The organism is Novosphingobium sp. BF6 (assembly GCF_058273105.1).
Map to the genome: position 1 here is coordinate 1,822,924 of NZ_CM177776.1, position 25,634 is coordinate 1,848,557.

At 63.3% G+C, this 25,634-nt stretch carries 16 protein-coding genes and 1 pseudogene; 9 read left to right on the forward strand and 8 right to left on the reverse strand.

Annotated elements, in window-relative coordinates:
* Positions 1–4: 4 nt before the first annotated feature.
* Complete coding sequence (locus AC4D6D_RS23040) at positions 5–5,986, reverse strand: autotransporter-associated beta strand repeat-containing protein (protein WP_491327833.1); 5,982 nt, start codon at positions 5,984–5,986, stop codon at positions 5–7.
* A gap of 134 nt (positions 5,987–6,120) precedes the next feature.
* Entirely contained in the window at positions 6,121–9,003 is a 2,883-nt protein-coding gene (locus AC4D6D_RS23045; RefSeq protein WP_491327834.1) for a TonB-dependent receptor, read from the reverse strand.
* Positions 9,004–9,328: 325 nt separating this feature from the next.
* Between AC4D6D_RS23045 and AC4D6D_RS23050 the strand changes: the two genes are divergently transcribed.
* Complete coding sequence (locus AC4D6D_RS23050; protein ID WP_491327835.1) at positions 9,329–9,544, forward strand: hypothetical protein; 216 nt, start codon at positions 9,329–9,331, stop codon at positions 9,542–9,544.
* A gap of 261 nt (positions 9,545–9,805) precedes the next feature.
* Here the strand turns inward: AC4D6D_RS23050 and AC4D6D_RS23055 are convergent.
* The 5 genes from AC4D6D_RS23055 to AC4D6D_RS23075 form a co-directional block, all read right to left on the reverse strand.
* A protein-coding gene (locus AC4D6D_RS23055; protein ID WP_491327473.1) for an IS630 family transposase occupies positions 9,806–10,752 on the reverse strand; the annotation gives its coding sequence in 2 pieces (ribosomal slippage) (positions 9,806–10,416 and positions 10,416–10,752; 948 coding nt in all).
* A 274-nt stretch (positions 10,753–11,026) separates the two neighbouring features.
* Positions 11,027–12,195 (reverse strand): IS3 family transposase gene (locus AC4D6D_RS23060; RefSeq protein ID WP_491327196.1). Its coding sequence is split into 2 segments (ribosomal slippage): positions 11,027–11,934 and positions 11,934–12,195, totalling 1,170 coding nucleotides; the frame shifts between segments, so codons are not numbered across the junction.
* Positions 12,196–12,477: 282 nt separating this feature from the next.
* Positions 12,478–12,780 (reverse strand): lysozyme inhibitor LprI family protein, encoded by a 303-nt coding sequence (locus AC4D6D_RS23065; RefSeq protein ID WP_491327836.1) that lies wholly within the window; start codon positions 12,778–12,780, stop codon positions 12,478–12,480.
* Between the two features lie 152 nt (positions 12,781–12,932).
* Positions 12,933–13,430: a hypothetical protein gene (locus tag AC4D6D_RS23070; RefSeq protein WP_491327837.1), complete on the reverse strand. Its 498-nt coding sequence runs from the start codon at positions 13,428–13,430 to the stop codon at positions 12,933–12,935.
* A gap of 578 nt (positions 13,431–14,008) precedes the next feature.
* Positions 14,009–14,254, reverse strand: a complete 246-nt coding sequence (locus AC4D6D_RS23075; protein ID WP_491328812.1) for a hypothetical protein — start codon at positions 14,252–14,254, stop codon at positions 14,009–14,011.
* Here AC4D6D_RS23075 and AC4D6D_RS23080 point away from each other — a divergent pair.
* From AC4D6D_RS23080 to AC4D6D_RS23115, 8 genes and pseudogenes are all read left to right on the forward strand, one after another.
* Positions 14,234–14,587 (forward strand): GFA family protein, encoded by a 354-nt coding sequence (locus tag AC4D6D_RS23080; protein WP_491328802.1) that lies wholly within the window; start codon positions 14,234–14,236, stop codon positions 14,585–14,587. The genes AC4D6D_RS23075 and AC4D6D_RS23080 overlap by 21 nt on opposite strands.
* Before the next feature lie 92 nt (positions 14,588–14,679).
* Positions 14,680–14,919, forward strand: a pseudogene (locus AC4D6D_RS23085) (transposase); the annotation flags it as partial.
* Between the two features lie 223 nt (positions 14,920–15,142).
* Positions 15,143–15,613 carry a hypothetical protein gene (locus tag AC4D6D_RS23090; RefSeq protein WP_491327838.1) on the forward strand — a complete coding sequence of 157 codons (471 nt, stop codon included), beginning with the start codon at positions 15,143–15,145 and terminating at the stop codon, positions 15,611–15,613.
* A gap of 76 nt (positions 15,614–15,689) precedes the next feature.
* The gene (locus AC4D6D_RS23095) at positions 15,690–16,367 is read left to right on the forward strand and encodes a lysozyme inhibitor LprI family protein (RefSeq protein WP_491327839.1); all 678 of its coding nucleotides are present in this window, start codon (positions 15,690–15,692) and stop codon (positions 16,365–16,367) included.
* Positions 16,368–16,401: 34 nt separating this feature from the next.
* Positions 16,402–16,977, forward strand: coding sequence for a hypothetical protein (locus AC4D6D_RS23100; protein WP_491327840.1), 576 nt, complete (start codon positions 16,402–16,404; stop codon positions 16,975–16,977).
* A gap of 143 nt (positions 16,978–17,120) precedes the next feature.
* The gene (locus tag AC4D6D_RS23105) at positions 17,121–18,740 is read left to right on the forward strand and encodes an FMN-binding glutamate synthase family protein (protein ID WP_491327841.1); all 1,620 of its coding nucleotides are present in this window, start codon (positions 17,121–17,123) and stop codon (positions 18,738–18,740) included.
* Between the two features lie 193 nt (positions 18,741–18,933).
* On the forward strand, positions 18,934–19,293 hold the full coding sequence (locus AC4D6D_RS23110; RefSeq protein ID WP_491327842.1) for a hypothetical protein: 360 nt from the start codon (positions 18,934–18,936) through the stop codon (positions 19,291–19,293).
* Between the two features lie 3 nt (positions 19,294–19,296).
* Positions 19,297–19,815: a hypothetical protein gene (locus AC4D6D_RS23115; RefSeq protein ID WP_491327843.1), complete on the forward strand. Its 519-nt coding sequence runs from the start codon at positions 19,297–19,299 to the stop codon at positions 19,813–19,815.
* A gap of 135 nt (positions 19,816–19,950) precedes the next feature.
* On the opposite strand, the gene AC4D6D_RS23120 is transcribed toward AC4D6D_RS23115, so the two are convergent.
* Complete coding sequence (locus AC4D6D_RS23120; protein ID WP_491327844.1) at positions 19,951–24,708, reverse strand: autotransporter-associated beta strand repeat-containing protein; 4,758 nt, start codon at positions 24,706–24,708, stop codon at positions 19,951–19,953.
* Positions 24,709–25,634: the final 926 nt, after the last annotated feature.

The following is a 25,634-nucleotide window of genomic DNA, read 5'->3' on the forward strand; positions in this document are numbered from 1 at the left end:
GTTGTCAGAAGCGGAATGCGGCGCTGGCGCGCGCGCCATAGCTCGATGCGCCGCTGCCGCTTTCGCCATGCAGGCCAAGGCCAAGCACGAAGCGGCCCACCGGGGCATAGGCATCGATCCGGCCGGTCAGCGTGGTGGAGCCGAAGCGCGTCGCCCTGACGGCGAACGATCCGTCCTCGTCATCGACGAAGCGCATCGTGCGCAGCGGCGCGGCATTGTCGAGGTAGGAACGCGCGCCCAGATCGGCGGAGAGCGCGAGCCCGCCGTTGAACGTGGCACTGGCGCGGGCGCCATAGCTGGCCAGAACCGTGGTCGCCTTCATGCGACCTGCATCCAGCGCCGCCGCGCCGCCCCATTCCTCGATCCGGTCCAGCGTGACCGAAGCCACGCTGGCGCCGAAGTACGGGCCGACGCGCAGGGTCCTGCCCATGGGCACGGTGTATGCCAGTTCGCCGAAACCGATCCACGAATGGCCGTCGCCCTGCGAGGTCAGCGCGTTCGACAGGCCACCGAATGCCACCGAGCGCCTGGTCGATAGCGTGTGGTCCGCATAGCCGAAGCCACCGGCGATGCGCAGCCCGCCCTGCGCGAACCCGGCATAGGCATAGGCCGAATTCGTCACCAGATCGGCGCTGCTGGCACGCGCATTCAGGCTGATGTCGTTCTTCGCATAGCGATAGGCCACGCCGGCACGGAAGGCATCGCCGGTCAGCTCGATGCCGCCGGCCAGCACCGTGCGGTCGGAATCGAGCCCCGCCGTACCGCCGCGTCCATCCGCCTTGAGCTTTCCGTAATCGCCGGTGAACCAGACCGCGCGGCGCTGGCTGCGCGGGGCATCGAGACGGCCTATCAGGTCGCGCGCAGCGTCGTGATCGTCGCGCCCGGCCACGGCGGCACCGGTGACGAAGATCTCGCCCGAGAGCTGGTCGAAGGCGTTGCGCGCATCGGCGGCGTTGAGGCCGATGGCGGCGTCGAACAGCGCACCCGTGCCCTGCGCCTCCACCACGCCGGCGACCGCCCGCTGATTGGCCGTTTCCGCCACCGAAGCGAGCGTAACATCGTTGCGCAGCAGGCGCAGCTGCACGGTGCTGGCGTTGTAGATCAGGCTGGGCGTCAGGAACGCGAGATCGGTGGTCAGGGCGCTGAACGTGCCCGTCACCGATGAGCCGGACAGGATCGTATAGGTGCTGAGCGGCGCGAAGTTCGTCTGTCCGCCGGTAAGCACCGAAACGGTGCCGCCCTCGATCGTGACGCTGCCGGTGGCGGTGATGCGATCCGCGGTGCCGCCCGGAGAGACTTCGACAAGGTACGTCGAACCGTTCTGGAACCTGAGGCTTCCCGCCACATTCAGCGTGCCGATCGAATTGCCCGGCGCCACCGTTCCCGCGATGTTGAGCGAACCGATCTTGCCCGAACCGCCCAGCATCCCGCCCGCGCCCAGCGTCACCGTTCCGGCCAGCGAACCATTGACGATCAGCGTGCCCGCATTGACCGAGGTGGAGCCCGTATAGGTATTTGCCCCGCCCAGGATCAGCGTGCCGCTGCCCGACTTGATCAGCCTGCCGGTGCCGGACAGCACGCCGTTGTAATTCGTGCTGCCTGCCGCGTTGACCATCAACACGGCGCTGCCAAGCCCGATCGCGCCATCACCCGCAAGCCCGCCCACGCTCTGCGCGAAGTTGGCGAGGCTGACGGTGCCAGGAGCGGCTACGGTCAGCGTGCCGCTGCCGAGCACGTTTGCCGCGCCCGCCGCCAGCGTGCCTGCGGATACCGTGGTCCCGCCGCTGTGGGTGTTGGCGCCGGTCAGCGTCAGGGTGCCGGTGCCGCTCTTGGCGAAGACGCCAGCCCCCGAGATGACGCCCGAGAAGCTGCTGCCGGTACTGCCGCCGGCGGTCAGGGTGCCCGTGCTCAGCTGGATCGCACCCGCGCCGCTCAGGGTCCCCACGGCGGCATTGGCGCCGTTGAGGTCAAGCACCGCGCCGCTCGCCACCGCCAGCGCGCCGGAACCCAGCGTCCCGCCATCCAGCCGCAGCGCGCCTTCGGATACGGTGGTGTCGCCGGTATAGCTGTTCGCGCCGCCGAGCGTGAAGGTGCCTGTGCCCAACTTGGTCAGGCCGCCGCTGCCGCTGATCACCCCGCCGAAGCGCGTGTCGATATTGCCCCCGCCGGTGGTGAGGCCTCCCCCCGAAAGCGTGACGCCGCCGTCTCCCGCGAGGCTCGCGATGGTCTGGGCGCTGGCAAGGTCCAGCGTCGCGCCGGAAGCCACGGTCACCGCCGTACCGGTCGGCAGGGCCCCTGCCACTCCGGCACGTAAGATGCCGCCCGAAACGGTGGTCGCACCGCCGTAGGTGTTCGCGGTGGAGAGCACCAGCGTGCCGCTGTCGAGCTTGGCAATGCCGCCGGTGCCGCCGATCCCGGTCGCGATCGTGGTGGTTGCGCCCGGATCCACGCGGATGTTGGTCTGGTCCTCCAGCAGGCTCAGCGATCCGGTTCCGGCCGCCAGGGTGTAGCCGTCGGTCACGAACTGCATGCCGGTGACGCCGATCGCGCCGTCCACCGTGACGGTCCCGGCGGTGCCCTGGAACACGGCGAAGTGGGCGCCCCAGCTATCGTTGGCGGTGCCGGTAAAATCGGTCCAGTTGCGCCCGTTCAGGGTCCATGAGCCCGAACCGCCTTCGATCAGGCCGTTCGCGGAGGTGTTGGCGCCATCCCAGAACTGCAGTTCGGGCACGATGTTGTCGTAGACGAGGTTGACCTGGTTGCTCACCGAAGTCTGCACCGACACGTCGCCGGCGTCGATGTCGGCAGGCAGGGTGCCCACGGTCAGGCCGTTGTCGATCAGCGTGCCGGTGTAGTCCGCCACGCGGTAGACGCCGATGCCGAAGCCGCCAAGGTCGGTGACGTTGAGCGTGCCCGCCAGAGTGATGTTGCCGTTGACCTGCAGCCGGCCACTTTCGCCCGGCGCATCGACCGAGCCGAAGCCCATTTCCAGCACCGATCCGGAGGACAGCGTCAGCCCGCCGCTGGTGAACGTGCCCGCACCCGCGCCACCGACGATGAAAGTCGCACCGTCGGCAAGCGTCACTGTGCTGCCGGCACTGCCCGCGCCCGTCAGCGTGGCGCCGTTCGCCACCGACACGCTGCCTGCCACGCTACCTTCAAGCGCAAGCGTACCCGAAGCCACCGTGGTGGCGCCCATATACGCGTTCGCGCCCGTCAGCGTGAGCGTGCCCGCGCCAACCTTGGTCAAGGTGCCGGTTCCGCCGATTACGCCCGAGAAGCTGTCGTCCGTGCCGAGGCCACCGGTGGTGAGGCCCGCGTCCAGCACTACACTGCCGGTGCCGTTGAGGCTGCCGATGGTCTGGTTCGCTGCAATGTCGAGAGTGCCCCCGCTTGCCACGGTCACCGCGCTGTCCACGGGAATGGCCGAGCCGCCCAGCGCAACCAGCGTACCGTTCAGCACGGTGGTCGCGCCTTCGTAGGTATTCGCGCCGGAGAGGACGAGCGTGCCGGTATCGCTCTTCACGATGCCGCCGGTGCCGCCGATCGCCGCGCTGATCGTTGCCGTAACGTTCGGATCGACACGCAGGTTGGTGTAAGTGGTGTCCGTCGTCAGCGAACCGGTGCCGGCGGCGATCTCGTAACCGTCATCCATGAACTGCGCGCCGGTGAAGAGCACCCCGTCATCCACCGTAACGGTGCCGCCGGTGCCCTGGAACACGGCGAAGGCATTCTGCCAGGGCGAGTTGACCAGCCCGTTGGCGTCGGTCCAGTTCGTGTTGAGATTGGTCCAGCTGCCGCTGCCGCCATCCACCTGACCATTGGGCACAGCGGACGCGCCATCCCAGAACTGGATCGTGGAAGACGCAGGCACGCCGTAGACGAGGTTCACCTGGTTCGCGACAGAGGTCTGGACGCCGATCAGCCCGGCGATTGCGCTGCCCGGTACGCTGCCGACATCGAGCCCATTGTCGATCAGGCCGCCGGAATAGTCGATCAGGCGATAGACGCCCTCGCCGAAGCCGCCGATGTCGGTCACGTTGACGGTGCCGTCCAGCGTCAGGTCGCCCAGCACGGCGATGCGGTCGCTCGTGCCCGCGCTGCCGAACTGGTAATTGAGCACCGAGCCCGAGGACAGCACGAGGCCGCCGGTCGTGAGCGTGCCAATCCCGTCATTACCGGGGGCTATGGTTCCGCTGCCCACGGTGAGCACGCCGGCCACGGTGCCCGCACCGCCCAGCGTCGCGCCGCCGGAGACAGTGCCGGCGCCCGCCCAGTTGCCCGACAGGTTGAGGCGCCCGCCCAATACGGAGAGCAGCCCCGTCGCGGTGTTCGCACCCGAGAGCTCCAGCGTGCCCGCCCCGACCTTGGTCAGTCCGCCAAGCTGGCTCAGCACGCCCGAGAACAGCGTCGTGCCCCCTGCGCCGCCGGTGGTCAGCGTCGCGCCATTCAGCTGGCCCAGCAGGACCGAACCGTCGCCGGACAGGTCCGCGATCGTCTGGTCGCGCGCGATACCTCCCGCATCGTTGAGATCGAGCACGCCGCTGCCGCTGACCGCCACGGCGGAACTGACCGAGAATGCGTTGGCCAGCGCGCCAGTGCGCAGCCGGCCATTGCTGATCAGCGTTGCGCCCGAATAGGTGTTCGCCGCCTGCAGCGTCAGCGTACCGGTGTTGATCACCTGCAATCCGCCGCTGCCGCTGATGACGCCGGTCTGGTCGAGATTGACGGTGCGGTTCATGACCAGCGTGCCGTCATTGGCGATGTTGCCCGTCACGGAGCCGCCGGTGGTTGCGGTCAGGTCGTCGTAGCGCAGCGTGGCGCCGCTCCCGATCGATCCGCCACCGGTCAGGTTCATCGCATTGGTGATGCCCCAGGTCCCGCCTGTGACGTTCAGCCTCTCGAATCCGGTGGCCGAACCGAGCACCTGCGCGCCGGTTCCGGCAAGGTTGAGGATGTCCGTTACGCCGGTGCCGGAAGAGCCGACGAGGCCGCCGTTGATCGTGGCCCCCGTCTCGACCGTCAGCGTGTTGACGGTGCCATCGACACCGGCGCCGCCGAAGACGACCGCATTGCCGGTCGCGCCGGTGCCGGTGCCCGCGCTGGTGGTGCTGCCGGCGGCGAGCGTGATGGAATTGCTGGTGCTCGTCGCGCTCAGGTTGACGCGGATCGCCTCACGCGTGGGCGAACCGGAGCCTCCCGCGCTGCCCGAGATCGTGCCGCGGTTGACGATGGTGGTGTTGCCGGTGCCGATCACGCCATAGAGGCCGGAAATCGTGCCGGTGGCTTCGTTGGTGATGTTGAGCGTCGCGCCGGTAGTGCCGCGAATGCCCTCGCCCTGCCCCGAGACCGCGCCGGTTCCGGTGATCGTGCCGGCATTGACGATGTTTACGGTGGCCGAGCTGACCACGCCCTGCGATCCGGTGATCGTGGCGCCGACCCGGTTGGTGAGATTGAGGGTGACCCCGCTCACCGTCACGTCGACCCCCTGCGCCTGCTGGGAAAGCGCGGTGCTGCTGTCGATCCCTGTGCTGGCGATCAGGCCGGAGTTGTCGATGGTAATGGTGCCCGAACCGGATCCGACCGTCGTCTCGGCGAAGCGGACGGCATCGTTGCCACCCCGGATCGTGCCGGTGTTGATGATGGTCGCAGTGCGGTCCGCGTAGTCGCCGCTGCTGCTGATGGCGCGGCCGTTGGAGGTGGTGCTGGCGATCGCCTCGATCAGACCGTCATTGGTGATCACCACGCCGCCGGCCGTGCTGGTGGCATTGATGTTGACCGCCTGATTGCCGGTGACCTTGAACTCGGCGCCCGCGAACACCGCCAGGCTGTCGTCGGCATCCATGTTGAGCGCGCTCGTGCGCGAGGTCGTGACGGAGGTTGCCTGGGCCCATGCAGCGGTCGGCACGCCCAGCGGCAGCGCCGCGAAGCAGGCGGAAACGAGCAGACGCGAACGCAATCCGCGCGCGTGAACGGAACTGGTCATGAATTACCCCTCCATCGCGGCGTGCAGGCCGCATGTCCGGACCGATCGCCGGTCCTGTATCCATGTGCTTCGTTAGCCGGTCGCAGTGCGGTTCCCCGCCACGCCGCGACCGGCCGATGGACCTTGGCAAGCCGTCAGCGCAGACGCAGACGCAGGCTCAGGAAGTATTGCGGCCCGTAGTATTCAACATTTCGCGTGCTGCCGATGACCGGCATGTATTCGACCCGAGGCTCGTTGAAGATGTTCAGCGCCTGCAGACGGATGTCCGCAGTCTTGTTGATGGTGTAGCGCACGTTGACGTCGAAGGTATCGTTGCCCTTCACATAGCGCAGCTGCGTGTTGTCGCTGGTGAAGGCCTGATAATACCGCGAACGATAGCGGTAGATCCCCTGAATGGAGAACGGCCCGATCTCGTAGAACGCCTGTGCCGAGAAGACGTGCTTGGAATAGCCGCTCAGGCTGGCCGTCGGGATCAGGCCCGGCGTCACCGTGCCGGTCGCGGAATCGATCACGTCGCCGTAGCGGATGTCCTGGGTCTTGAAGTTGGTCCAGGCATAGTTGTAGCTCAGCTTCGCACCCAGCCCGTCCAGCGGGCGGGGCAGCCAGGTGAACTGATTGCTGGCGGTGATTTCCAGACCGTAGAGGTCGCTCTTCTCATCGCTGTTGGTGGTCTGGGTGACCGGCACCGAATACGTGGCGCCGCCGATCGTGAAGTCTTCATCCTCCTCAATCGGAATACGGCCACCGGTGAACCGCTTGTAGTACACGGCCGCCGCCAGCAGCGTGTCCTTGTTGGCGTAGTATTCGAAGCTGAGGTCCGCGTTCCACGACATCGTCGGCTTGAGCGCGGGGCTGCCGGTGGCGATGATCGTGTTGATCGCATCCGTCACCGAGGTGTAGCCGGTGCCCGTCTCCAGCGTGATCTGCCGCCCGGCGCCAAGCGCGCTCGGCGCCGGGCGCGACATCGCGCGGTAAAGCCCCGTGCGCAGGCGTGCCTTGTTCGAAACGTCGAAGATCGCGTTGAGGCTGGGCAGCCAGCGCATCGAACTGGCGGTCTCACGCGTGTTGACGAAGGACCCGACGTTCTCCCGCAGCGAAATCGATCCGTCCGAATTGTTGATCACATCCAGCTGGCTGCGCAGACCGCGTGCGGTCACTTCGGTATGAACGCCGCGCACGCCGACGTTGCCGCGCACCGGAATGCCGCCAAGCTTCCCCGAATAGGTCGCCATGACATAACCGGCGAGGGTCTTCTCCGTCACGTCGGAGTTCTCGACAGCGCGCAGGTCGCCGCTGTTGCCGGGGTCTTCGGTGCCCAGGTAATTACGGAACTGGCACAGGGCATCGAAGGTGGCGTAGCCGGTGATCGCGCCCGAAGGACCATCCGCGAAGAAGCTCTTCTGCGGGAACGGCGTACGGCACGCCAGATTGACCGCACGGTCGACCGCAGGATCGTTCTGGTCGATGTTGACGTCGTTGGTATAGCCGAAGAACTTGCGCTGGGCCCATCGGCCGCCGATAGCGATCTGTTCGAGGAAGCCGTCCATCCGGTACTTCGCGTCGAGACGGCCCGCGTAGATTTCATCGTCACGCCCCGTCTGCGATCGCGTCAGGCGCGCATCGTCGCTGAACAGGTCGTAGTCGGTCGGGTCGAAGCGCTCGTCGAACGTCAGGACCGGCAGGAAGCTCTGGCTGGAATCGACGTGATAGGGAATGCGCTGGTTGTTGATCGCGGTGCGGTTGCCATAGATGTCGAAGGGATCGGTGCGCAGGCGGACCTGACGATTGATGTCCACACGCTTGGTATGGGAATATCCGAAGTCGGCGGCGAGGGTCAGGCGGTCGCTTGCCTCCCATTCCACGTTTCCGCCAAGGCCCAGGTATTTCTCATCCCGCTGGAACAGGCCCGAGACCGCCTGCATCGTGGCCGAACCATCCGCTTCCAGCAGCTGATGATTGTCACCGATGACGACGTTGTGCAGGTTGTAGCGTCCTTCGGCCGTGCCGAAGTCGTGGCGCTCCTCGCTGTACTGGCGGCGCGAATACTGAACATCCAGATTGACGTCGATCGTCGGGCTGGGCTTCCACTGCAATGCGCCGAATACGGCATTGCGTGTCTCCTTCGCCGTCATCTGCCGGAACGCGTAGGAATTGGAAGCGTGGTAGAACGGCGTGCCCGAATTGCCCTGCTCGCGGCTGACTTCGGTGCAGTTTCCGGTGGATACGACCGCCGCATTGCAGGTGAACCAAGTGGAACTGGTATAGAACCGCTCGACCGGGTCGCTCACCTTGTTACGCTGGTAGCCGATCGAGATGCCGACATCGCCCAGCGCCCCAAGCTGGAACTGGTCGATGTAGCTGGCGGTCATGCGATAGCCGTAGGGGCTCTCGCCGGAGATGCGGTCCTGATAGGGGTTGGCGTTGCCCTTGATCTCGGCCTGAATCTGGCGCTTCTTGTAGTCCAGCGGCTTGCGCGTCTCCATTTCGATCAGGCCGGCGACGCCGCCTTCGATGAGATCTGCCTGCTGGGTCTTGTAGATCTTGATCGCGTTGAACAGCTCGGACGGGAACTGCCCGAAGTTGACCGCGCGGTCGCCCGAACCGTTGGTGGCTTCGCGACCGTTGAACGTGGTCATGCTCAGGCCCGAGCCCAGCCCGCGGATCGAGACTTCGGTGGGACCGTAATTGGCGCGGTCGATCGATGCCCCAGTGATCGTGGCGATAACTTCGCCGACCGATTGGCCTGGAAGTTCGCCGATCTCCCTGGAGGAGATGGCATCGACGATGGCGTCGGATTCGCGCTTTGTCTCGATGGAGTTCTGCATCGTCTCGCGCACGCCGGTGACGAGAATTTCATTAGCAGCCGGATCGGTAGACGGGGATATCGCCTTTTCGTTCTGATCGGTATCCTGCGCGGATGCAGAAGCCGTCGCTCCCGCAACGAGCGACACCCCGGCCAACAATACCACGCGAATGCCGGCGCGACTCCTTCCCGCGAACCCCTGACCAATGGCCACTCTGACTCTCCCAATTTCTTATATACCAGTCTTGTGGTCCGAATTGTGAGAATCGTCAACCAATCAAATCATACCAATTAAGCAATCCAAATCTTCAGCCCGATTTCCCAACTTTGCCGACAAGTGTCGGCGTCGAGTTTGGGTCTACCGTTTGCCGGATGCCAAGGGGTAGGCTCGCCGAGCAGCGTAGAGGACACCTTAATCGTAACCAAACCATCAACGAGCAGAGAATCTGGTAGGCCAGATCCTACAATAAGGGCCAGTGCGCGATGCCAGAAACGCGCAGCGGCGTGGCACTAATCGCGGGCATGGGCTGACGTTTCCAATGGCAGCCTATGAGCCCAGCACATGGCCGCTCAGAGAAGATGTTGCCAAGCGCTGCCTGGAGGTTGGCGTGGTGCTGGCTCCAGGCAACGTGTTCAGCGTTTCGCAGTCTGCTGCACCGCCCATGCGCTTCAATGTGGCGCAGTCTGGCAATCAGCGGTTCGAGGACGCCCTTAATCAGGCGCTGGATCATGGTTCGTCGTCGGGCGGGCCTTAAGACAATCCTCCCGATCAGGGATACAACCGAGGCCAGCATAACGACCCCGACGATGGCATCGAGGACCTTCCACGCCGCAGGCCGGGCGAAAAGCGGTGTCAGGATCCTGCTCCATACCTGAAGGACAGCTTCCAGGATCGGTTAGGCCGCCACCGATTGTCTGAAACGGGGCGCGAAGCTGCCAAAGCCCCTGCCCTGCTGCCCAATCCAAAATCCGCCGACAGAGCCGCCGTCCAGTGCCTCATTTAGAGCGGATTTCGATCAGTCTGGATCATAGCCGCAAGAGCTGAAGTAATTGGCGCATTCCGTGGGTTGGAAGATGTCGACGAGCTTGCCGATCAGGCTCCACAGGCCGCTGACCGTTCGCTCGCCGATTTTCCTGAGCAACGCCTTGAGGCGGGAGAAGGCCTTCTCGATCGGATTGAAGTCTGGGCTGTAGGGCGGAAGGAAGCGCAAGGTCGCGCCTGCAGCTTCGATCCGATCCCGGACTGCCGGACGTTTATGGCTGGACAGATTGTCCATTATGACGACGTCACCGGGCCGCAGTTCGGGTACGAGTACCTGGGCGACGTAGGCCTCGAACCAATCGCCGTTGATGGGACCGTCCAGCACCATTGGCGCGACCATGCCGGTCATGCGCAGAGCGGCGACCAGCGTGGTGGTCTTGCGGTGCCCGTGAGGGAAACCCATCCGCAGTCTCTCGCCTTTGGCGCAGCGGCCATGACTGCGGGTCATGTTGGTGGCGGTCCACGTTTCATCGATGAAAACCAGGCTTCCGGGTTCGAGATCAACCTGCCCCTCGAACCAATCATGCCGTTGCTTCAGGACGTCGGGACGGTCCTGCTCGATTGCATGGCCAGTCTTTTTTTGCGCGTCATGCCCCGACGCACGAAGAACCGATGAAGCCCGGCTACCGAGACGATCAGGTCGGCGCGGGCCAGCGTCACCCGCAGTTCTTCCAGCGAAATGTCCTTCCGCGCCTCCCAGATAGAGAGGACTTCCGCTGCTCGCTCCTCGATCCGGCGTGAACGCACATCACCACCTTGCGGTTTGGCGGCAAAGGCGCCCGTGTCGCGCCGACGCGCATGCCAACGGATCGCCGTCGAGGGGGCAACGCCAAATCGGCTTGCCGCCGCCCGGCAACTCAATCCGTTATCGATCGCTGCCAGAAGCCGAGCGCGCAAATCCATCGAAAGCGGGTGACCCATCCATGCCAGCCTCCTTCACCAGCAGGGATTAGGAATCACAAAACGCCATCGCAGGGAATCCCCATCGATTCATACCGGTCGAAATCCGCTCTAGGCGCCCCGAAAGCCGCCCGTGCGAGCTCCTTCGCTGCTCAAGCATTTTTCACTCAGCTATTGCAACTTATTCGCAAGAAGTTATGGCGCGCATAGTTTGCAATCCACCAGCCGGTCGGAGAAGGTCGCGCATTGAACAGCGCACAGTGATCGGCCCCCACTGAGTGGTCCGTAGCGATTGTTAGTGCATTGTTGCCTCCGTTGCCATTGCCGCCTGGAGGTGGAGCGAAGCGGAACCGGAAGGCGGCAATGGCGGAGAAGCTGTTTCTGGTGCCGGCGGTCGGTAACCGAGGCTGCTGTGAGGACGGATTGTGTTGTAATGTCTCCGCCAGGCTTCGATCAGCACCTTCGCCTCGGCGAGGCTGTAGAAGATCTCGCCGTTGAGTAACTCGTCACGAAGCGAGCCGTTGAAGCTCTCGTTGTAGCCGTTCTCCCATGGTGACGCCGGGGTGATGTAGAGCGTCTTCACCCCGATCCGGCCCAGCCATGACTGGACTGCCGTCGCGATAAATTCGCTGCCATTATCGGACCTGATATTGGCAGGCGGACCGCGCTCGATGAACAGGTCGGCCAGAGCCGCCAGCACGTCTTCGTGTTTGAGTTGCCGCGCCACGATCAGGGCGAGGCATTCGCGGCTGGCTTCATCGATAATCGTCAGGATGCGGAACTTGCGGCCATCGTGGGTACGGCCCTCGACGAAGTCATAGGCCCAGACGTGTCCCGGATATTCGGGGCGCTGCCGGATACACGAACCATCGTTCAGCCATAGCCGCCCCCGCTTGGGTTGCTTCTGCGGCACCTTCAGGCCCTCGCGCCGCCAGATACGCTCGACGCGCTTGCGGTTCACCGCCCACCCCGCATCGCGCAGCAGCGCCGTCACCCGGCGATAGCCGTAGCGACCGTATTGCCGTGCCAAGGCCACGATATCGGCGGTCAGCGCTTCCTCGTCATCCGCCCCGCGCGGCATCTTGCGCTGCGTCGATCTATGCTGGCCAAGCACCCGGCATATCCTGCGCTCGGATACTGCCAAGGTGCCGCGTACATGATCAATGCACCGCCGTCGGCGCGCAGGGCTCAGAAGTTTCCCCGGGCCGCCTCCTGCAAGATCAGTTTATCGAGCGTCAGGTCAGAGATCGCCCGCCGTAGCCGCAGATTCTCCTTCTCCAGATCCTTCATGCGCCGTGCCTGGTCGGTCTTCAGGCCCCCATATTCCTTGCGCCAACGATAATAGGTCTGCTCGGTAACTGCGATCCGCCGACACGCGTCCGCGGTCGTCCCGCCCTGTGCCAACACGATCTCCGCCTCACGCAACTTGCCGATGATCTCTTCCGGTTTGTGCCTCTTGCCCATTTCCAAACTCCTCGATGGTCCAAAATAACAGAGATTTTGGACCACTCTGAAGGGGGCAGATCACCTGGCTCCCAAAGGCACGCTTCGCAGATGAAAATGGGCAAGGCTTCATCTTCCGTCTACCGTGGGATTTGAACCTCGGTATCAAACCCACAGGCTGTGCAGAGAAGCCGGCCGTCCTCATCCCATATGTTGAATTGTGTGAGCCTTGGCATGTGGCCATTCTAGCGTTTTGCCATCTGACTTCCACCAACACCGATAGCCCGCCAGGCCGGTTTCCCCTCATTCCAGCCAGTCTTCCCATGCCGCCAGCAGCTTCTGCCGCGTGTCCAGATGGTCCATCATGCATGCCACGGTGGCCACCGTGGCGCCGTTGCCGCCCTGAAAGCTGTCGTCCAGCATTGCACAATCCAGCGTGGCATAGGATTTCCATGCCTTTTGCGCAGCTTCGAAATTCTGGGCGACGGCGGCATAGTCCGTGCCCGCCGGGCCCGCTTTCGCCAGTCGTGCCCGAATGCCGCGCACGGCGGCATCCTGCCGCGCCTCCAGCACCCGCGCCTGCGCGACATAGCATTCGCTTTCCATTCTATCCTGGGCCCGGCAGGTCCGCAGCCAAGGCGGATCGCCGACGTCCGGCACAGCTGCCATGGCGGGCGCCGATGCGCACAGCGCCGCCAAAACTGCAACGATGATGGGCGAATATCGCATGATGATCCTTTCCATGGGCGTAAGGGATGTCAGGGTATCGTTCGTGGGCTGGCAAGCGTTCCAGCCGCCGTATATTGCGGCTTGCCGGTCCAAGTCATGATCTTGGTCAGCAAACCACCGGGTTTGGCAAAGCGCGCGCACCCCTCGTCATTCACTTGATCCATCGGATCGCCTGCCCGGGCCATGCCCGCCACCACCCCCTGCCGATAGGCATCCGCAAAGGCCCTGTCCGCATCGTCCAGCATATAGGCGGCGTCCTCCAGATCCGCCGTGGCGGCGGCGTGGATCGTCTGGGCATCTTCCTCACCCAGCAGATGGCAAAGCACGCCAATCGAAACCAGCTGATTCAGCCGCGCGCTAAGCGCCGCCTGCCCCTTGTAGATATCGAGTGTGATCTTATTCATGCCCGGCTGGCCGAGCAGCGTCCGCCTAATTTCGGCACGCTGATCGGCTTCATCTTCCTGTCCGAAGGCGACCGGTGCGGGGAAACATAATGCTAAGGCCGCTGTGGCCCGAAGCAGGGTCATCGACAGCGGGCTGGGTCGCACTCGATGCAATGATAGTAGACGCATGGAACCGCCCCTTCTTCCGCAGACCCATCGGGTCAAGATCGTCGCACCGTCATCGCTAGAGTGAAAATTATCAATGTTCAATAATAATTAATCCATTGATATCAATATAATGATATGCATCGCGCATGAGGCCTAAGACCGAGGTGTCGAAGAGGGCTTTTTCCCGCAGCTTAATCGCCCGAATTTAATGGAAAAACTGGGGCTCCATCATAATCCCCCCTCAGACTGGTACCCTCGATGTTTGCGTCGAAATTCGAGGAAAACCTGACTATCGGCATCGCGATGACGTCGGTCGCCCAACCTACCTGATGCTATAATCGGGTTCACTGGCATCGAGAGCCAAACAGATCACGTTCTAGGTGGGAGCCAAGCCCACATTGGACGGGACGTGGACAGAGTTAAGTTTGAGCCCGGCTCTTCAGCGGAGCAGGCCGAAGTTGAGAAGCTGGGCCGCTTCTTTCATGACCAGTTCAAGCGTGATTTTGAGCACTTGGCACGCTTCTTAGATGTCAGCTAACCAACCCGCCCGGTCATCAAGGGACGCAATGCCGGTCGCCGGAACCGGAATGACAGCCGTGCAGGATTTTAATCGGCAAAGCGCTCCAGCGGCAGACGCCGACATTGCGGACATCAACTCGCGGTTGCAGCAGCGCTGAAAGCGGACGTAGGCTGACGCCACAGCTGCTGAAAGATTCGAAATGGATAATCAGGATATCCTTGCCGGCAAATGCCATTGCGGAGCAGTGCGTTTCGTAGCGATGTTGAGTAACGGCTTTCACACTATTCGCCGGTGCACCTGCTCGTACTGCAGGATGCTAGAAGCTGTGGCGGAAATGGGGGGCGTGAGGATCGTGCAAGGTGAGGACGCTCTTACTAGCTACCGGTTTAACACCGGATCAGCACACCATTTCTTTTGCTCACACTGCGGGATCTACACTCACGATCAGCGCCGCTCAAACCAGAACAAGTATGGGGTGAATGTCGCGTGCCTCGATGGGGTGAGTCCATTCGACTTCCTAGATGTACCTGTCATGGTCGGTATGAATCATCCGAGTGATACCGGCGCTCCGGCTCGCCGAGCTGGTACGCTCCGCTTTATACTTCCTGAGTAGTACCTGCTGACGAGCGGCAGCTTTGTGGCGATGACTAGCCAGAACCGGACAGATAGCGGCTTTGAAAGATTTTTACCCGGAACCGACCTGTTCGAAGCCGCCTTATGAATGCCGCAATTTATCAGGACTTTGTCCTTGAGATCATCTGCCGTTCCGACAAGGAGCCGGGCTTCAAGATGCTGCCCAGGCGCTGGGTCGTCGAGTGCACCTTCGGATGGGCCATCCGCTGGAAACGGCTCGTTCGCGATTACGAGCAGCGGGTCGACGTCTCAGAGGCGATGATCCATGTCGCTCTCGGCAGCCCCATGCTCCGAAGAACCGTCCACCCATGAGAATTCTCAAACGAATTCTAAGACCTCAAAAACTCCGCAAACAAGCACGAACGGCAAGGAGCCGATCGGCCAGATACGTGGCGATAGAGAGCCAGATTGCCTAATGGGATCCGCCACACGAACCGCCTTTGCCGATCCGGAAGCCCCATAATTAAACATCGATTATTTTCTTGACAGGAAAGAATTGAACACCGATCATGTTTCCGCAACGGGAGACAATGCTTTGGTTCGCAACGCTTTCGCAATGCTCGGCCAGCGGAGCAGCCTCGTCTCAGCTATCGTATTGCTGTGCCATCCGGCATCCGCCGCGCATGCCAGCGGCCATCTCCCGCCCATTCCGATCCCACGGCAGGAATTCAAGGACTTCGCCACCTGCCATGCCTTCCTTGACGAGACCTATCGGCAGGATCTGGCAAAAGCGGATCCCAAGTCGGTTCAGATCGAAGGCGGCACGCGCCAGACCCAGATCGACAGCAAAGGCCCCGTCAGCGACGGGCCAACCCATTCCGCCTACGATGTCACTGAAGGCTGGCAGGTCTACCATGCCGATCCGGCAGCCGGATATCTGAAAATCTCCTACTCCTATCGCACGACGAAAATGACCTGCGAAGGCCGCGTGCTGACCGGCACCCATAGCCAGGGCTATCACACGCCGCGCATGGAGAAGCTGCCGCAGGAAGGACGTTTGCAGTGACCCTGAGCGCGATGATCCGCCGCCCGGCACCGGCCTTTCCCGTTTTCCCCTCTCACGCCTCGATGGAGACATCATAGTGGCATCCTTCCCTTCATGGTTCGCGCCAACGGCGAGCGTGGCGCTGGCGTCGCTCGCCTCCGCGCTTCCGCAGACTGCCCTTGCTGCACCCGGAAACGCCCCCTCGTTCGATTGTCGGCGCGCCTCCTCGCAAGCCGAGAAGGCTATCTGCGCCAGCCCGGCACTGGCCTCGCTCGATCGCCAGATCGCCGCCCGCTACGCGATATTGCTCAAGCAGATGGACAAGCCCTCGGCCGATAAACTGCGAGCGGATCAGAAGTGGTTCATCGGCTTGCGCGACGGCACCTACCTCGATCGCACGTTCGCAGACCTCAGTCTGGCTTTGCGCAGCCGCCTCGCCTTCCTGAATGCCATTCGTCCGGGCCCGACGCCGGGGCTGGTCGGAAAATGGCGCAATCTCTCCGGCGAGATCGCCATATCCCGCAGCGCATCCGGCGCCCTGACGTTCGAAGCCAACACCGCCGAGCCGACCGGCGGCCATTGGGTCTGTCAGGCGACCGGCACGATCGCCGCCAAGGGCACGGGGCAATGGCAGGCCCACGTTACCGATCCTGCCGATGCCCGATTCGACATCGACCACCGGGGAACCAGCCTCATCGTCACCGAACCCGGCGCCGTCGAGTATTGCGGCATGAACGGCGGCCTTGCGGGCGGGTTCTTCCCAGTTGGAAAATGATTTGACGGGCACCGTCGAAAATGAAGGAAATCCTATGAAGAAGGTTGGTTTCACGGCTCTTGCCGTTCTGGCGCTGGCAGGATGCGGCCAGGCAGCGGACACTTCCGACAAAGCTGCCGCCACTGAAGCCCCGGCGGCAACCGGGAGCGAAGCGGCGAAGGCTCTGGTCACGGCCGCAACCGCCGAGTCCGCCGCCAACGACCGGATCGACCTGACGCCCTACATCGGCAAATACCCGTCGGAAGCCGTGAACGGCCATCGCTTCCTCGATAATCCGGCGGTCAAGGCCGCCATCAAGATGGCGGTTCCCGATGCGAAGCAGCGCGCCGCGATCGAACCGGGCGAACTGGAAGTCCCGATCGTCAAGGTCAAGGGAAGACGCCTGCTCGTGTGGGGCGGCGCGAAACGGGCCGAAGACCGCTACAACTGGGCAGTCGTGATTGCCCCGGACGGCTCGAAGCCCGAAGTCTGCATCTATGACGGCTTTGGCTATGATGAGGATTTCCAGTCATCGCAGTGGTTCGAACCCAAGCGCCCGAGCATCATGAAGCAGGGGAAATGCCCCTCTGACAGCGAAAGCTATCCCGCTGCGGACATTGCCGCCGGATAAGGCGAAGCTCTGAGGCCGTCATCGCGCAGACCGCGCGGGACGGCCTCTCGCCCTCCCTTCAAACCGCACCGACGCTTTCCAAGGCGACCGCGACGGCCTAACGCTGCCCCCAGACAGGACAAAACAACCACCGAGATTGGGCAATGACGAAATTCCGACTGGGCCGCTACACCGCTTTCATCCTGTGTGCGGCGGTCTTCATCGCCGCGCTGCTATCGCGGCAGTCGGGTTCTCTGGGCGGTTTCTGGGGCGGTGCGCTGATTGCGCTGTCCGGCTTTCTGACCCTGCTGGGATGCTGGGATCTCTTCCAGACCCGACACTCGGTGCTGCGCAACTATCCCGTGATCGGCCATATCCGCTGGATGGTGGAGATGATCCGGCCGGAAATCCGCCAGTATCTGCTGGAAAGCGACACGGACGCGACGCCCTTCTCCCGCGAGCAGCGCTCGACCGTCTATCGCCGGGCCAAGGAGGCCGCCTCCGACCATCCTTTCGGGACGATCCGGGACGTTTACGCAATCGATTACGAATTCATCCAGCATTCCCTGACCCCGGCACCCGTGCCCGATCCGGCCTCGTTTCGCATCACCATCGGCAACGAGCAGTGCGCCCAGCCCTACTCGGCCAGCATCTTCAATATTTCCGCTATGAGTTTCGGCGCGTTGTCGGCCAATGCGATCCGGGCACTCAACAAGGGCGCGGCGCTGGGCGGGTTCTACCATGACACCGGTGAAGGCAGCCTCAGTGCCTATCACCGCGAGAACGGCGGCGATATCGTCTGGCAGATCGCCAGCGGCTATTTCGGGTGCCGCGATGAACAAGGGCACTTCGATCCGGAGCGCTTTGCCGCCCAGGCCTCCTCGCCGCAGGTCAAGATGATCGAGCTGAAGCTGAGCCAGGGCGCGAAGCCCGGCCATGGCGGCGTCCTGCCCGCCCGCAAGGTAACGCGGGAAATCGCCGAAACGCGCGGCGTGCCGATGGGCGTCGACTGCATTTCGCCGGCGCGCCATTCCGCCTTTTCCACCCCGACGGAGATGATCGCCTTCCTCCAGGAACTGCGGATGCTTTCGGGCGGAAAGCCGGTGGGCTTCAAGCTCTGCATCGGCCTGCCCTGGGAATTCATGGCGATCGTCAAGGCGATGCTGGCGACCGGGATCGTGCCCGACTTCATCGTCGTCGACGGCGGCGAGGGCGGGACGGGCGCGGCGCCGGTCGAGTTCAGCGATCACATCGGCGTACCGATGCGCGAGGGCCTGTTGTTCGTCCACAATACGCTGGTCGGCGCCGGGCTGCGCGACCGCATCAGGATCGGCGTGGCGGGCCGACTGACGAGCGCGTTCGATCTGGCCGCCGTGCTGGCCATCGGGGCGGACTGGGTCAATGCCGCCCGTGGCTACATGTTCGCGCTGGGCTGCATCCAGTCGATGAGCTGCCACACCAATCGCTGCCCGGTCGGCGTCGCGACGCAGGACGTGAAGCGCAGCCGGGCGCTCGTCGTGCCGGACAAGGCGGAGCGCGTCTGGCGTTATCATGAGCGGACGGTCCAGGCCTTGGCGGAAATGCTGGCCGCTGCCGGTCTCTCCCATCCCGAGGAACTGCTGCCGCACCACCTCGTCCACCGGGTGAACAACGTCGAAATCCGGCAGTTCGACCGCATGCATTACTTCGCCGAGCCGAACGATCTGATCGAAGGGCGTTCCACGTCCAGCTTCTACAGCGACAGCTGGGCGCGGGCGAGCGCCGAAAGCTTCGCGCCAGCCTGATCGGCCGGGCGCCCGTTACATATCGCACTGGGAGACGTCTCCCTTGCTAATGCGTATACGATAATAGCAACTGCAGATCAGGGGTTTGGTGCCGTATCCGGGAAAGCCGGAACGACGCCGACGCTTCGGGCGGGCAAAAAAGACGGGCATTCGATCTCGCCCTTCCCGCCAATTCTCATGGCCAGGGACCATCATGTCTGCATCTCGTACCGCACTCGCACTCCTTTCCGGACTGCTCGTCATGCATTCCGCCGCGGGCAGCGCCGCGCCCGTGAAGACTGCCGACCAACGCCTTCGGGACCTTTATGAGGCCGAGTGGGAATGGCGCGGCGAGCAGTTCGCCCGGCCGAGCGATGAGGAAGAGCGGCCCGCCGATCATTTCCCGAAAGTCGACGCAGCCAGCCAGGAGGCGCGGATCGCCTATTGGCGCAAGGCATTGGCCAGCCTTGATGCCATCCCTGCCGCGCAGCTTTCGCCGGAAGAGAAGATCAATGCCGCGGTATTCCGCACCAGTCTGGAGGCCTTCATCGCCGAGGGGCGTTTCCGCACCTGAGAAATGCCGCTCAACTCCGACAGCCAGTTCTGGTCGGGCCTCGAAACGAGGAGCCCGCTCCGGGATGCGGCGGCCTATCGCCGCTATCTGGACAAGTTGCGCGATCTGCCGCGCTATTTCGATGAGCAGACCGTCAATATGCGCGCCGGACTGAAGCGAGGCTTCAGCGTACCGCGCGTCACCCTGGACGGGCGCGACAAGTCCATCGAAGCGTTCACTGACGCCGATCCCCAGAAGAGCCCGTTCCGGCCCTTCTTCTCCGCTCTGCCGACAGAGCCGCCGTTCAGCGCCTCCTATGTGCAGTTGCGAAGCGGCCATTCGTTCACCGAGGAACCAGACACGGCGAACCACTGCGATGAGACTTTGCTGCCAATCGCCGTCATCAGCGGGAGCGTCTGGTTACGCCGAAACCGGTCATTCGTGACGCTACGTAAGTCCTCTTCTCTATGTCCAGATCCTCAAACGATCCGGACAATCCACTATGAAGCTTTATTACGCGATGAGCTGCGGCTGGCATTCTGAGGATCATGCGCGATACCGAATAGCGCGTTTCACGCGCCGTTCGGTCATTGCCGGTTCAAGCGGCGGGATTTGCCGACAAGGCGACGACGCCTCGCTCCTCGGTCGGGAACCGAAGCGTCGCCGGCCTTGTCGGGATCAGAACTGAATGCCGAATGTCACGCGACCGCCATGGTTGAACTGGCTGTCACCCACGGTACCGAGGTAGGAGGCACCCAGACGGATATTACCCGTCACGAAGCCGAAGCCACCGTCAATCTGCATGGCGTCCTTCGGCAGGGCTGCGCCTGCGACCTCAAACGGCGCGGCACCGGCTAGGGCCACTGTGGCGGCACCCGTCCGATCTCCCCAACTCCGCTGATAGGCAAGCGAGAGACGCGGTTCGAACAGCGCGCGCGTTCCAGGCACCGGCGTTGATCCGGTGAAGTGGAAACCGATACGCGCCTGATCAATGTCCCGCTTGACGCGCGCCACGGCCAGCGCCGCCGTGCCGCCCATCTCCGTTGTCGGGTCGACCGACACATGCTGATGGGTGTAGCCGATAAAGGGTTCGAGCCTGACCGCTTTTCCGTCGAACAGGGCATAGCCCAGCTCGCCAAAGCCCTGCGCGCTATTGCCATGCTGCCGAGAATGCAGGGCATCCGAGAAACCGGCAAAAGCGACAGCGCGATTGGTATTCAGTGTGTGCCAGCTATAGGTGCCGCCCGCCTGAACGCGCAGCGAGCCGACGCGATAACCGACAGTGCCGCCCGCATAATAGGACTTCACGCTGGACCGGCTCTGGAGCGCATTTTGATTATAGGTTCCGTAGGAATAGCCGGTGGCGATGCTGGCGCGGAAACCGTCCATGCCATAGTCGATGCCCGTGACGATGCCGTTGCGGTGCGTATGCAGCACGGCCGTTCCCAGCGACGCATCGCTATCGAACCTGCCGCTGTCATCCATGGCATCACCCCACAGGCTGAAGCCATCGCCGTTACGCCGCGTATTGAGGAGAAGCGCCTCCCGCAGATGGCGCCCCTCATCCACCAGCGCCATTGGCACGGCGGCATAGCTTTCGCCGGACAGGGCATTATAGGCGCTCCGCGCGCCCGCCGCGTCGAGCGAGACGATCCCCAGCGGGAGATTCGAGTTCAGGCCAAGCCCCTGAAGGGCCGTCGCCACGGCACGCTGATTGGGCGTCTGCGCCACATCGCCAAAGGCGACATTGTTGCGGATCAGGTCCAGCGTCACCGTGTCGCCCGTATAGTTCAGATAGGGCGTCAGAAATGCCAGGTTCGTGGTGACGCTGGAGAATGTTCCGGTGACACCGCCGCTGGCCGACAGGATCGTGTAGCGGGTCGCCGGGTTGTAGTTGCTGCCGCCCGCAAGAACGCTCACCGTGCCGCCCTGAAGCTTGGCCTTACCCGATGCGGTAATGCGATCGGATAACCCCGCCGGGGTCGTGGCGACCTGATAGGTCGAGCCGGTCGCAAAGGTAACATTGCCCGCCACATTCAGCGTGCCGATCGTGCCGCCAAAGCTGGGCGCTACCGTCGCGCCATTGCCGACAGTCAGGCCGCCGATCGTTCCGGTGCTCGACAGCAGGGCGCCGTTCGACACCGTCACGGCGGAGGCAAGCGATCCTGTCACGTTCAGGACGCCCCCGCTGACCGTGGTGGCCCCGGTATAGCTGTTCGCACCCGACAGGGTGAGCGTGCCGCTGCCCGTCTTGGTCAGGGACGTGGTGCCTGCCCCGTCAGTGATCGTACCGGCATAGCTTGTGGAGCTGTTGTCCGACCCGACCGTCAACTGGCCGTTGGTCAGCACCGCGTTGCTGTTCGTGCCCGACAGGGACGCCATGGTGAAACTGGTGCCGCCGAGATCGAACAGCCCTTCATTCACCAGCGTACCGACACCCGTGGTCGTGCCGGTGAGCAAAATGTCGCCGCTATTGTCGACCGCACCGTTGACCTCGCCGGAAATCTCCGCCGTGCCCGTGTTGGTCAGGCTGGCATCGAGGATGCCGGTGCTGGTCAGCGTCCCGTCATTGGTGATCGTACCGGCAACCGTTCCCGCATTCTGGAAGGTCGCACCGGTGGTGACCGACACGTCCGAAGCAAGCGAACCGCCGCCCGCGACGATCAGCGTACCGGCGGTCACGCTGGTCGTGCCGGTATAGCTGTTCGTACCCGACAATGTCAGCGTACCCGTCCCCAGCTTGACCAGCCCGATCGTGCCGCCGGTGCTGGTCAGCGTATTGGCGATGGTCACGCCAACCCGGTCATCCACATTGACGAAGCTCTGCTCCGGGGTGGAGAAGGGATCGCCGGTCAGATTGATCGTGCCCGTGCCGCCAAGCTGATAGCCGTCCACCGTGAACTGAAGGCCCTGAACATCCTGCGCGCCCGCGACGGCGACTATGCCTGCGGTCCCGGCGAAAATGCCGACGCCCGCGCCCCAACCCGTGTTCACGGTTCCGGTCGGCGCGCCCGCCCAGTTCGTGCCTGCCGCATTCCAGGTGCCCGTGCCGCCCTGACCGCCCGCACCGCTGCCGGTGCTGTCGCTGCCATCCCAATATTGCAGGGACTGACCCGCATTGGCGATCAGCACATTCACCTGTCCGGGGATGGTGGTGTAAACCGTCGCGGCCTGCGCCGTGGGCGTCGCCACCGTGTCGAAACTGCCGGTCAGCGTACCGCCATAATTATAGAGACGGTATGCGCCCGCCACCGGCGAAGCCGTAGAATTGGCCGCATTGACGAGACTGAGCGTGCCCGCAAGGGTCAGGTTTCCGCTGACGTTGATCAGGTCGTTGCCCGCGCCCCCGGCCACATTGGGCGTTCCCAGCTCGAACAGGGAGGTTGAACCGCTGGCCAGCGTGTAATTGCCATTGACGGTCAGCGTGCCCGGCGAGTTACCGGCCGAGACCGTGCCGCCCGAAGCGACATTGACCGAACCGGCGATGATGCCGGAACCGTGCAATGTGCCGCCCGCATTGACATTGACGACCGCACTGTTGGTGACGCTGTTGCCGAACGTCCCGTTCACCGAGAGGGTGCCCGCGTTGACGTTCACGGTGCCGCTGAACTGCCCGTTGGCGGCGCTGTTCACGCCTGTCAGGGTAAGCAGGCCGGAACCATTCTGGTTGAACGTGCCCGTACCCGTGCCGGTGATCGCGCCCGACAGGGTCTGGGCCGTGGCGGAGTTCAGGGTCAGACGGTTGGCGCCCACCGCGATCTTGCCGTTGATGGTGCCCGCCTCCTCGATGACGAGCGTGCCCGCATCGACCTGAATGGCATTGCCCCCGACAGTGGAGGTGCCGATCGTGCCGTAATTGGCGAGGGTGGTGGTGCCCGTTCCGCCGACGCGCAGGCCGATCGCGCCCTGCACCGACGGCTGGGTCGATGCACCGGCGGCGCCTATGGTGACGCTGTTGGCGCTGCTGCTTCCGGTGAGGTAGATACCTGCATAGCCGCTGCCGGTTGCGGTGACATTGCCGAGGGCCGTGACCGAGACTGTCCCCGTTATGGCCCGCGCCGTGATGGCCGAACCCGCATTGCCGACGACGGTGCTGCCGGTCACGATGTCGATCGCGCCCGTGCCGGTGAGCTGCGCATCGATACCGAAATTGCCCGATACGGCACCGAGCGACGATGTGCTCGTACCCAGAACGACATTGCCGTTCACGCCGCGCGCAACGATACCGGAATCCCCGCCATTATTGCCGCCGGTATAGGAACCTGCGCCCGTCACCGTCAGCGATTGCGTGCCGCTGCCCGAAAAGTTGATGCCGCTGTCCCCGCCGGTGATGGAACCGGCATTTACGATCACGCCGCCGCCGGACCGGACATAGGCGCCCGAAGTCTTGGCCGTGATGCTGCCGCTGTTGAGCGCCAGCGTGCCGCCATTGAGCTGAACACCATCCTCAAGCCCGCCATTCGATGTCGCGGTGATGATGCCGCCGTTGATGACGATGCTGGTGCCGCCCTGATCGACGACCGCAGCTCCCGAGGAACCGGTATAGCTGGTACCGGCCGTGGTCAGATTGCCTGTCAATATGACGCCGCCGCTGCCTGCCACCGCCTGAACGCCGCCGTTCGTCATTGCGCCTGCCAGTGTGACGGCACCAGTGCCGCGCGCAACGATCAGGCCGCTGCCCGATACAGCGCGGTTGAAGACGATGTCGTCAGACCGGTTGAACGCCAGCGTACCATTATTCGAGAGTGCGACGTTCGTCGTCGTGGCGATCGATCCGGTGGTTCCGCCATTGCCGATCTGCAAGGTGGTGCCATCAATGATGGTCTGGCCGGTATAGCTGTTGGTGCCCGTCAGAACCAGCGTGCCGCCCCCACCGGCGATCAGCGGTGCGTTGCCACCGACTGCGCCGGTCACGGTCATGACATAACCGCCGGTATCGAATGTCGCGCCCATACCGCCCAATGTGATGGTCTTGGAGACGCTCACGTCCTGAAGCGCGCGAAAAGTCTGCGTCGTGAGGTTGATCGGCCCTGTGCCGAGGGCGCTGTCGCTGTCGAACGCGACGATGCTGCTCGAAGCGCTCAGCCCGTTGAAACTGTTCGTGCCGGTGAGGCGCAGGACGCTGGAACCGCCGCTGCCCAGTATATTCACGCTACCGGTGTTTGCACCCATTCCGGTTATGCCAAGCGTATTGGCGCCGAGGCTGATCGTCACGTCATTCGTGACGGAGACTGCGGGGCTTGAGACGTTGAAGCTGCCAGTGATGGTGATCGTCTGGCTTGGATCGGCATTGGCAGTGGCCAGAGCCGTTTCGAACTGGCTCTGGTTCGAAGCCGTCCCTGCATGGGCCGGAGCAAAGTGCGAAATGGCAACGAGTGCCGTCGTCGTCAGAATTGCGCCTTTAAGCCCCTTAACCCGAATAATCTGTCCGACCATGTCCGCCTGTTCCAATGTCGTTGCGCTAATTCACCGATCACGGCCAACAGATCAGCCGCCCCCACCGGTTTTCTGGCCAATGGAGGCTCTTTGTTAATTTGCGGCTAATGCAAAGGCTTATGGAGATGTACCGGCGCGGGGATGATGACGCTCGCACCTTGACTTAGGGCCTGTTGTGGGGGGGAATTGCCGTTGGCTTTTCCCTTCCGACACGGAGGCCATCCGGCGGTCTCACTTTCGCCGAGGGTACAGACTATTGGTTATCGCAGCGGTTGCCACACGACATTCCATCGTCGCTGTCATCTGGTCTGGGCGCTGAAATAAGGTCCGGTTGCGGTTTCGCGAAATCATCGGGCAGTGAAGCTAGAATACCGCCGGTCGCCCCAAATTGGCGCCGTCTCGCAACAATGCACAACGGGGCCATCGAAAGGAGATGATCGGCAACCGCGATAACGGTCGCGAATGACGACCTTTGGGGGGGTACAGCCGCCAACCGTCAGAATGCATGCTACGTCCGGTTCCGGCGCTTCCCCGACGTTTACGCGTCGAGTGCGGAATGGCTTGATCTGGTCGCGACCTGCGGATAGCCCCCTGCCCTGCTCGCCGACAAATCTGCCGTAGAGCACGGGATATCGGTTCGCTGATAGCTGTCCTTGGCTCACCAAATACCTACAAACCTGAACACCGGTCCGTAGGACATTCGTGAGCGTCCGCTTCGTGGCAACAACATCAGCATAGCTAACGTTCGCGCGCCAAGTTCTGCTAACAATCTGACATGAAACACCATATTACGGTCGCGCGCGCATCGAGAACTATCACTTCCCGGCTTGAACCCCGCCTCGGCTCCGGCATCGAAATTCTGCGCCAGCGACGCTTGCCGCGTGCCGCTTAGCGACAGCCTTACCTGTTCCGCGCGTCGAACGCAG

Coding starts and splice junctions, on each gene's coding strand:
- AC4D6D_RS23040 (WP_491327833.1), bottom strand. CDS start 5,986: ATGACCAGTTCCGTTCACGCGCGCGGATTGCGTTCGCGTCTGCTCGTT.
- AC4D6D_RS23050 (WP_491327835.1), top strand. CDS start 9,329: ATGGCAGCCTATGAGCCCAGCACATGGCCGCTCAGAGAAGATGTTGCC.
- AC4D6D_RS23065 (WP_491327836.1), bottom strand. CDS start 12,780: ATGGAAAGCGAATGCTATGTCGCGCAGGCGCGGGTGCTGGAGGCGCGG.
- AC4D6D_RS23070 (WP_491327837.1), bottom strand. CDS start 13,430: ATGACCCTGCTTCGGGCCACAGCGGCCTTAGCATTATGTTTCCCCGCA.
- AC4D6D_RS23080 (WP_491328802.1), top strand. CDS start 14,234: ATGTTGAGTAACGGCTTTCACACTATTCGCCGGTGCACCTGCTCGTAC.
- AC4D6D_RS23100 (WP_491327840.1), top strand. CDS start 16,402: ATGAAGAAGGTTGGTTTCACGGCTCTTGCCGTTCTGGCGCTGGCAGGA.
- AC4D6D_RS23105 (WP_491327841.1), top strand. CDS start 17,121: ATGACGAAATTCCGACTGGGCCGCTACACCGCTTTCATCCTGTGTGCG.
- AC4D6D_RS23110 (WP_491327842.1), top strand. CDS start 18,934: ATGTCTGCATCTCGTACCGCACTCGCACTCCTTTCCGGACTGCTCGTC.
- AC4D6D_RS23115 (WP_491327843.1), top strand. CDS start 19,297: ATGCCGCTCAACTCCGACAGCCAGTTCTGGTCGGGCCTCGAAACGAGG.
- AC4D6D_RS23120 (WP_491327844.1), bottom strand. CDS start 24,708: ATGGTCGGACAGATTATTCGGGTTAAGGGGCTTAAAGGCGCAATTCTG.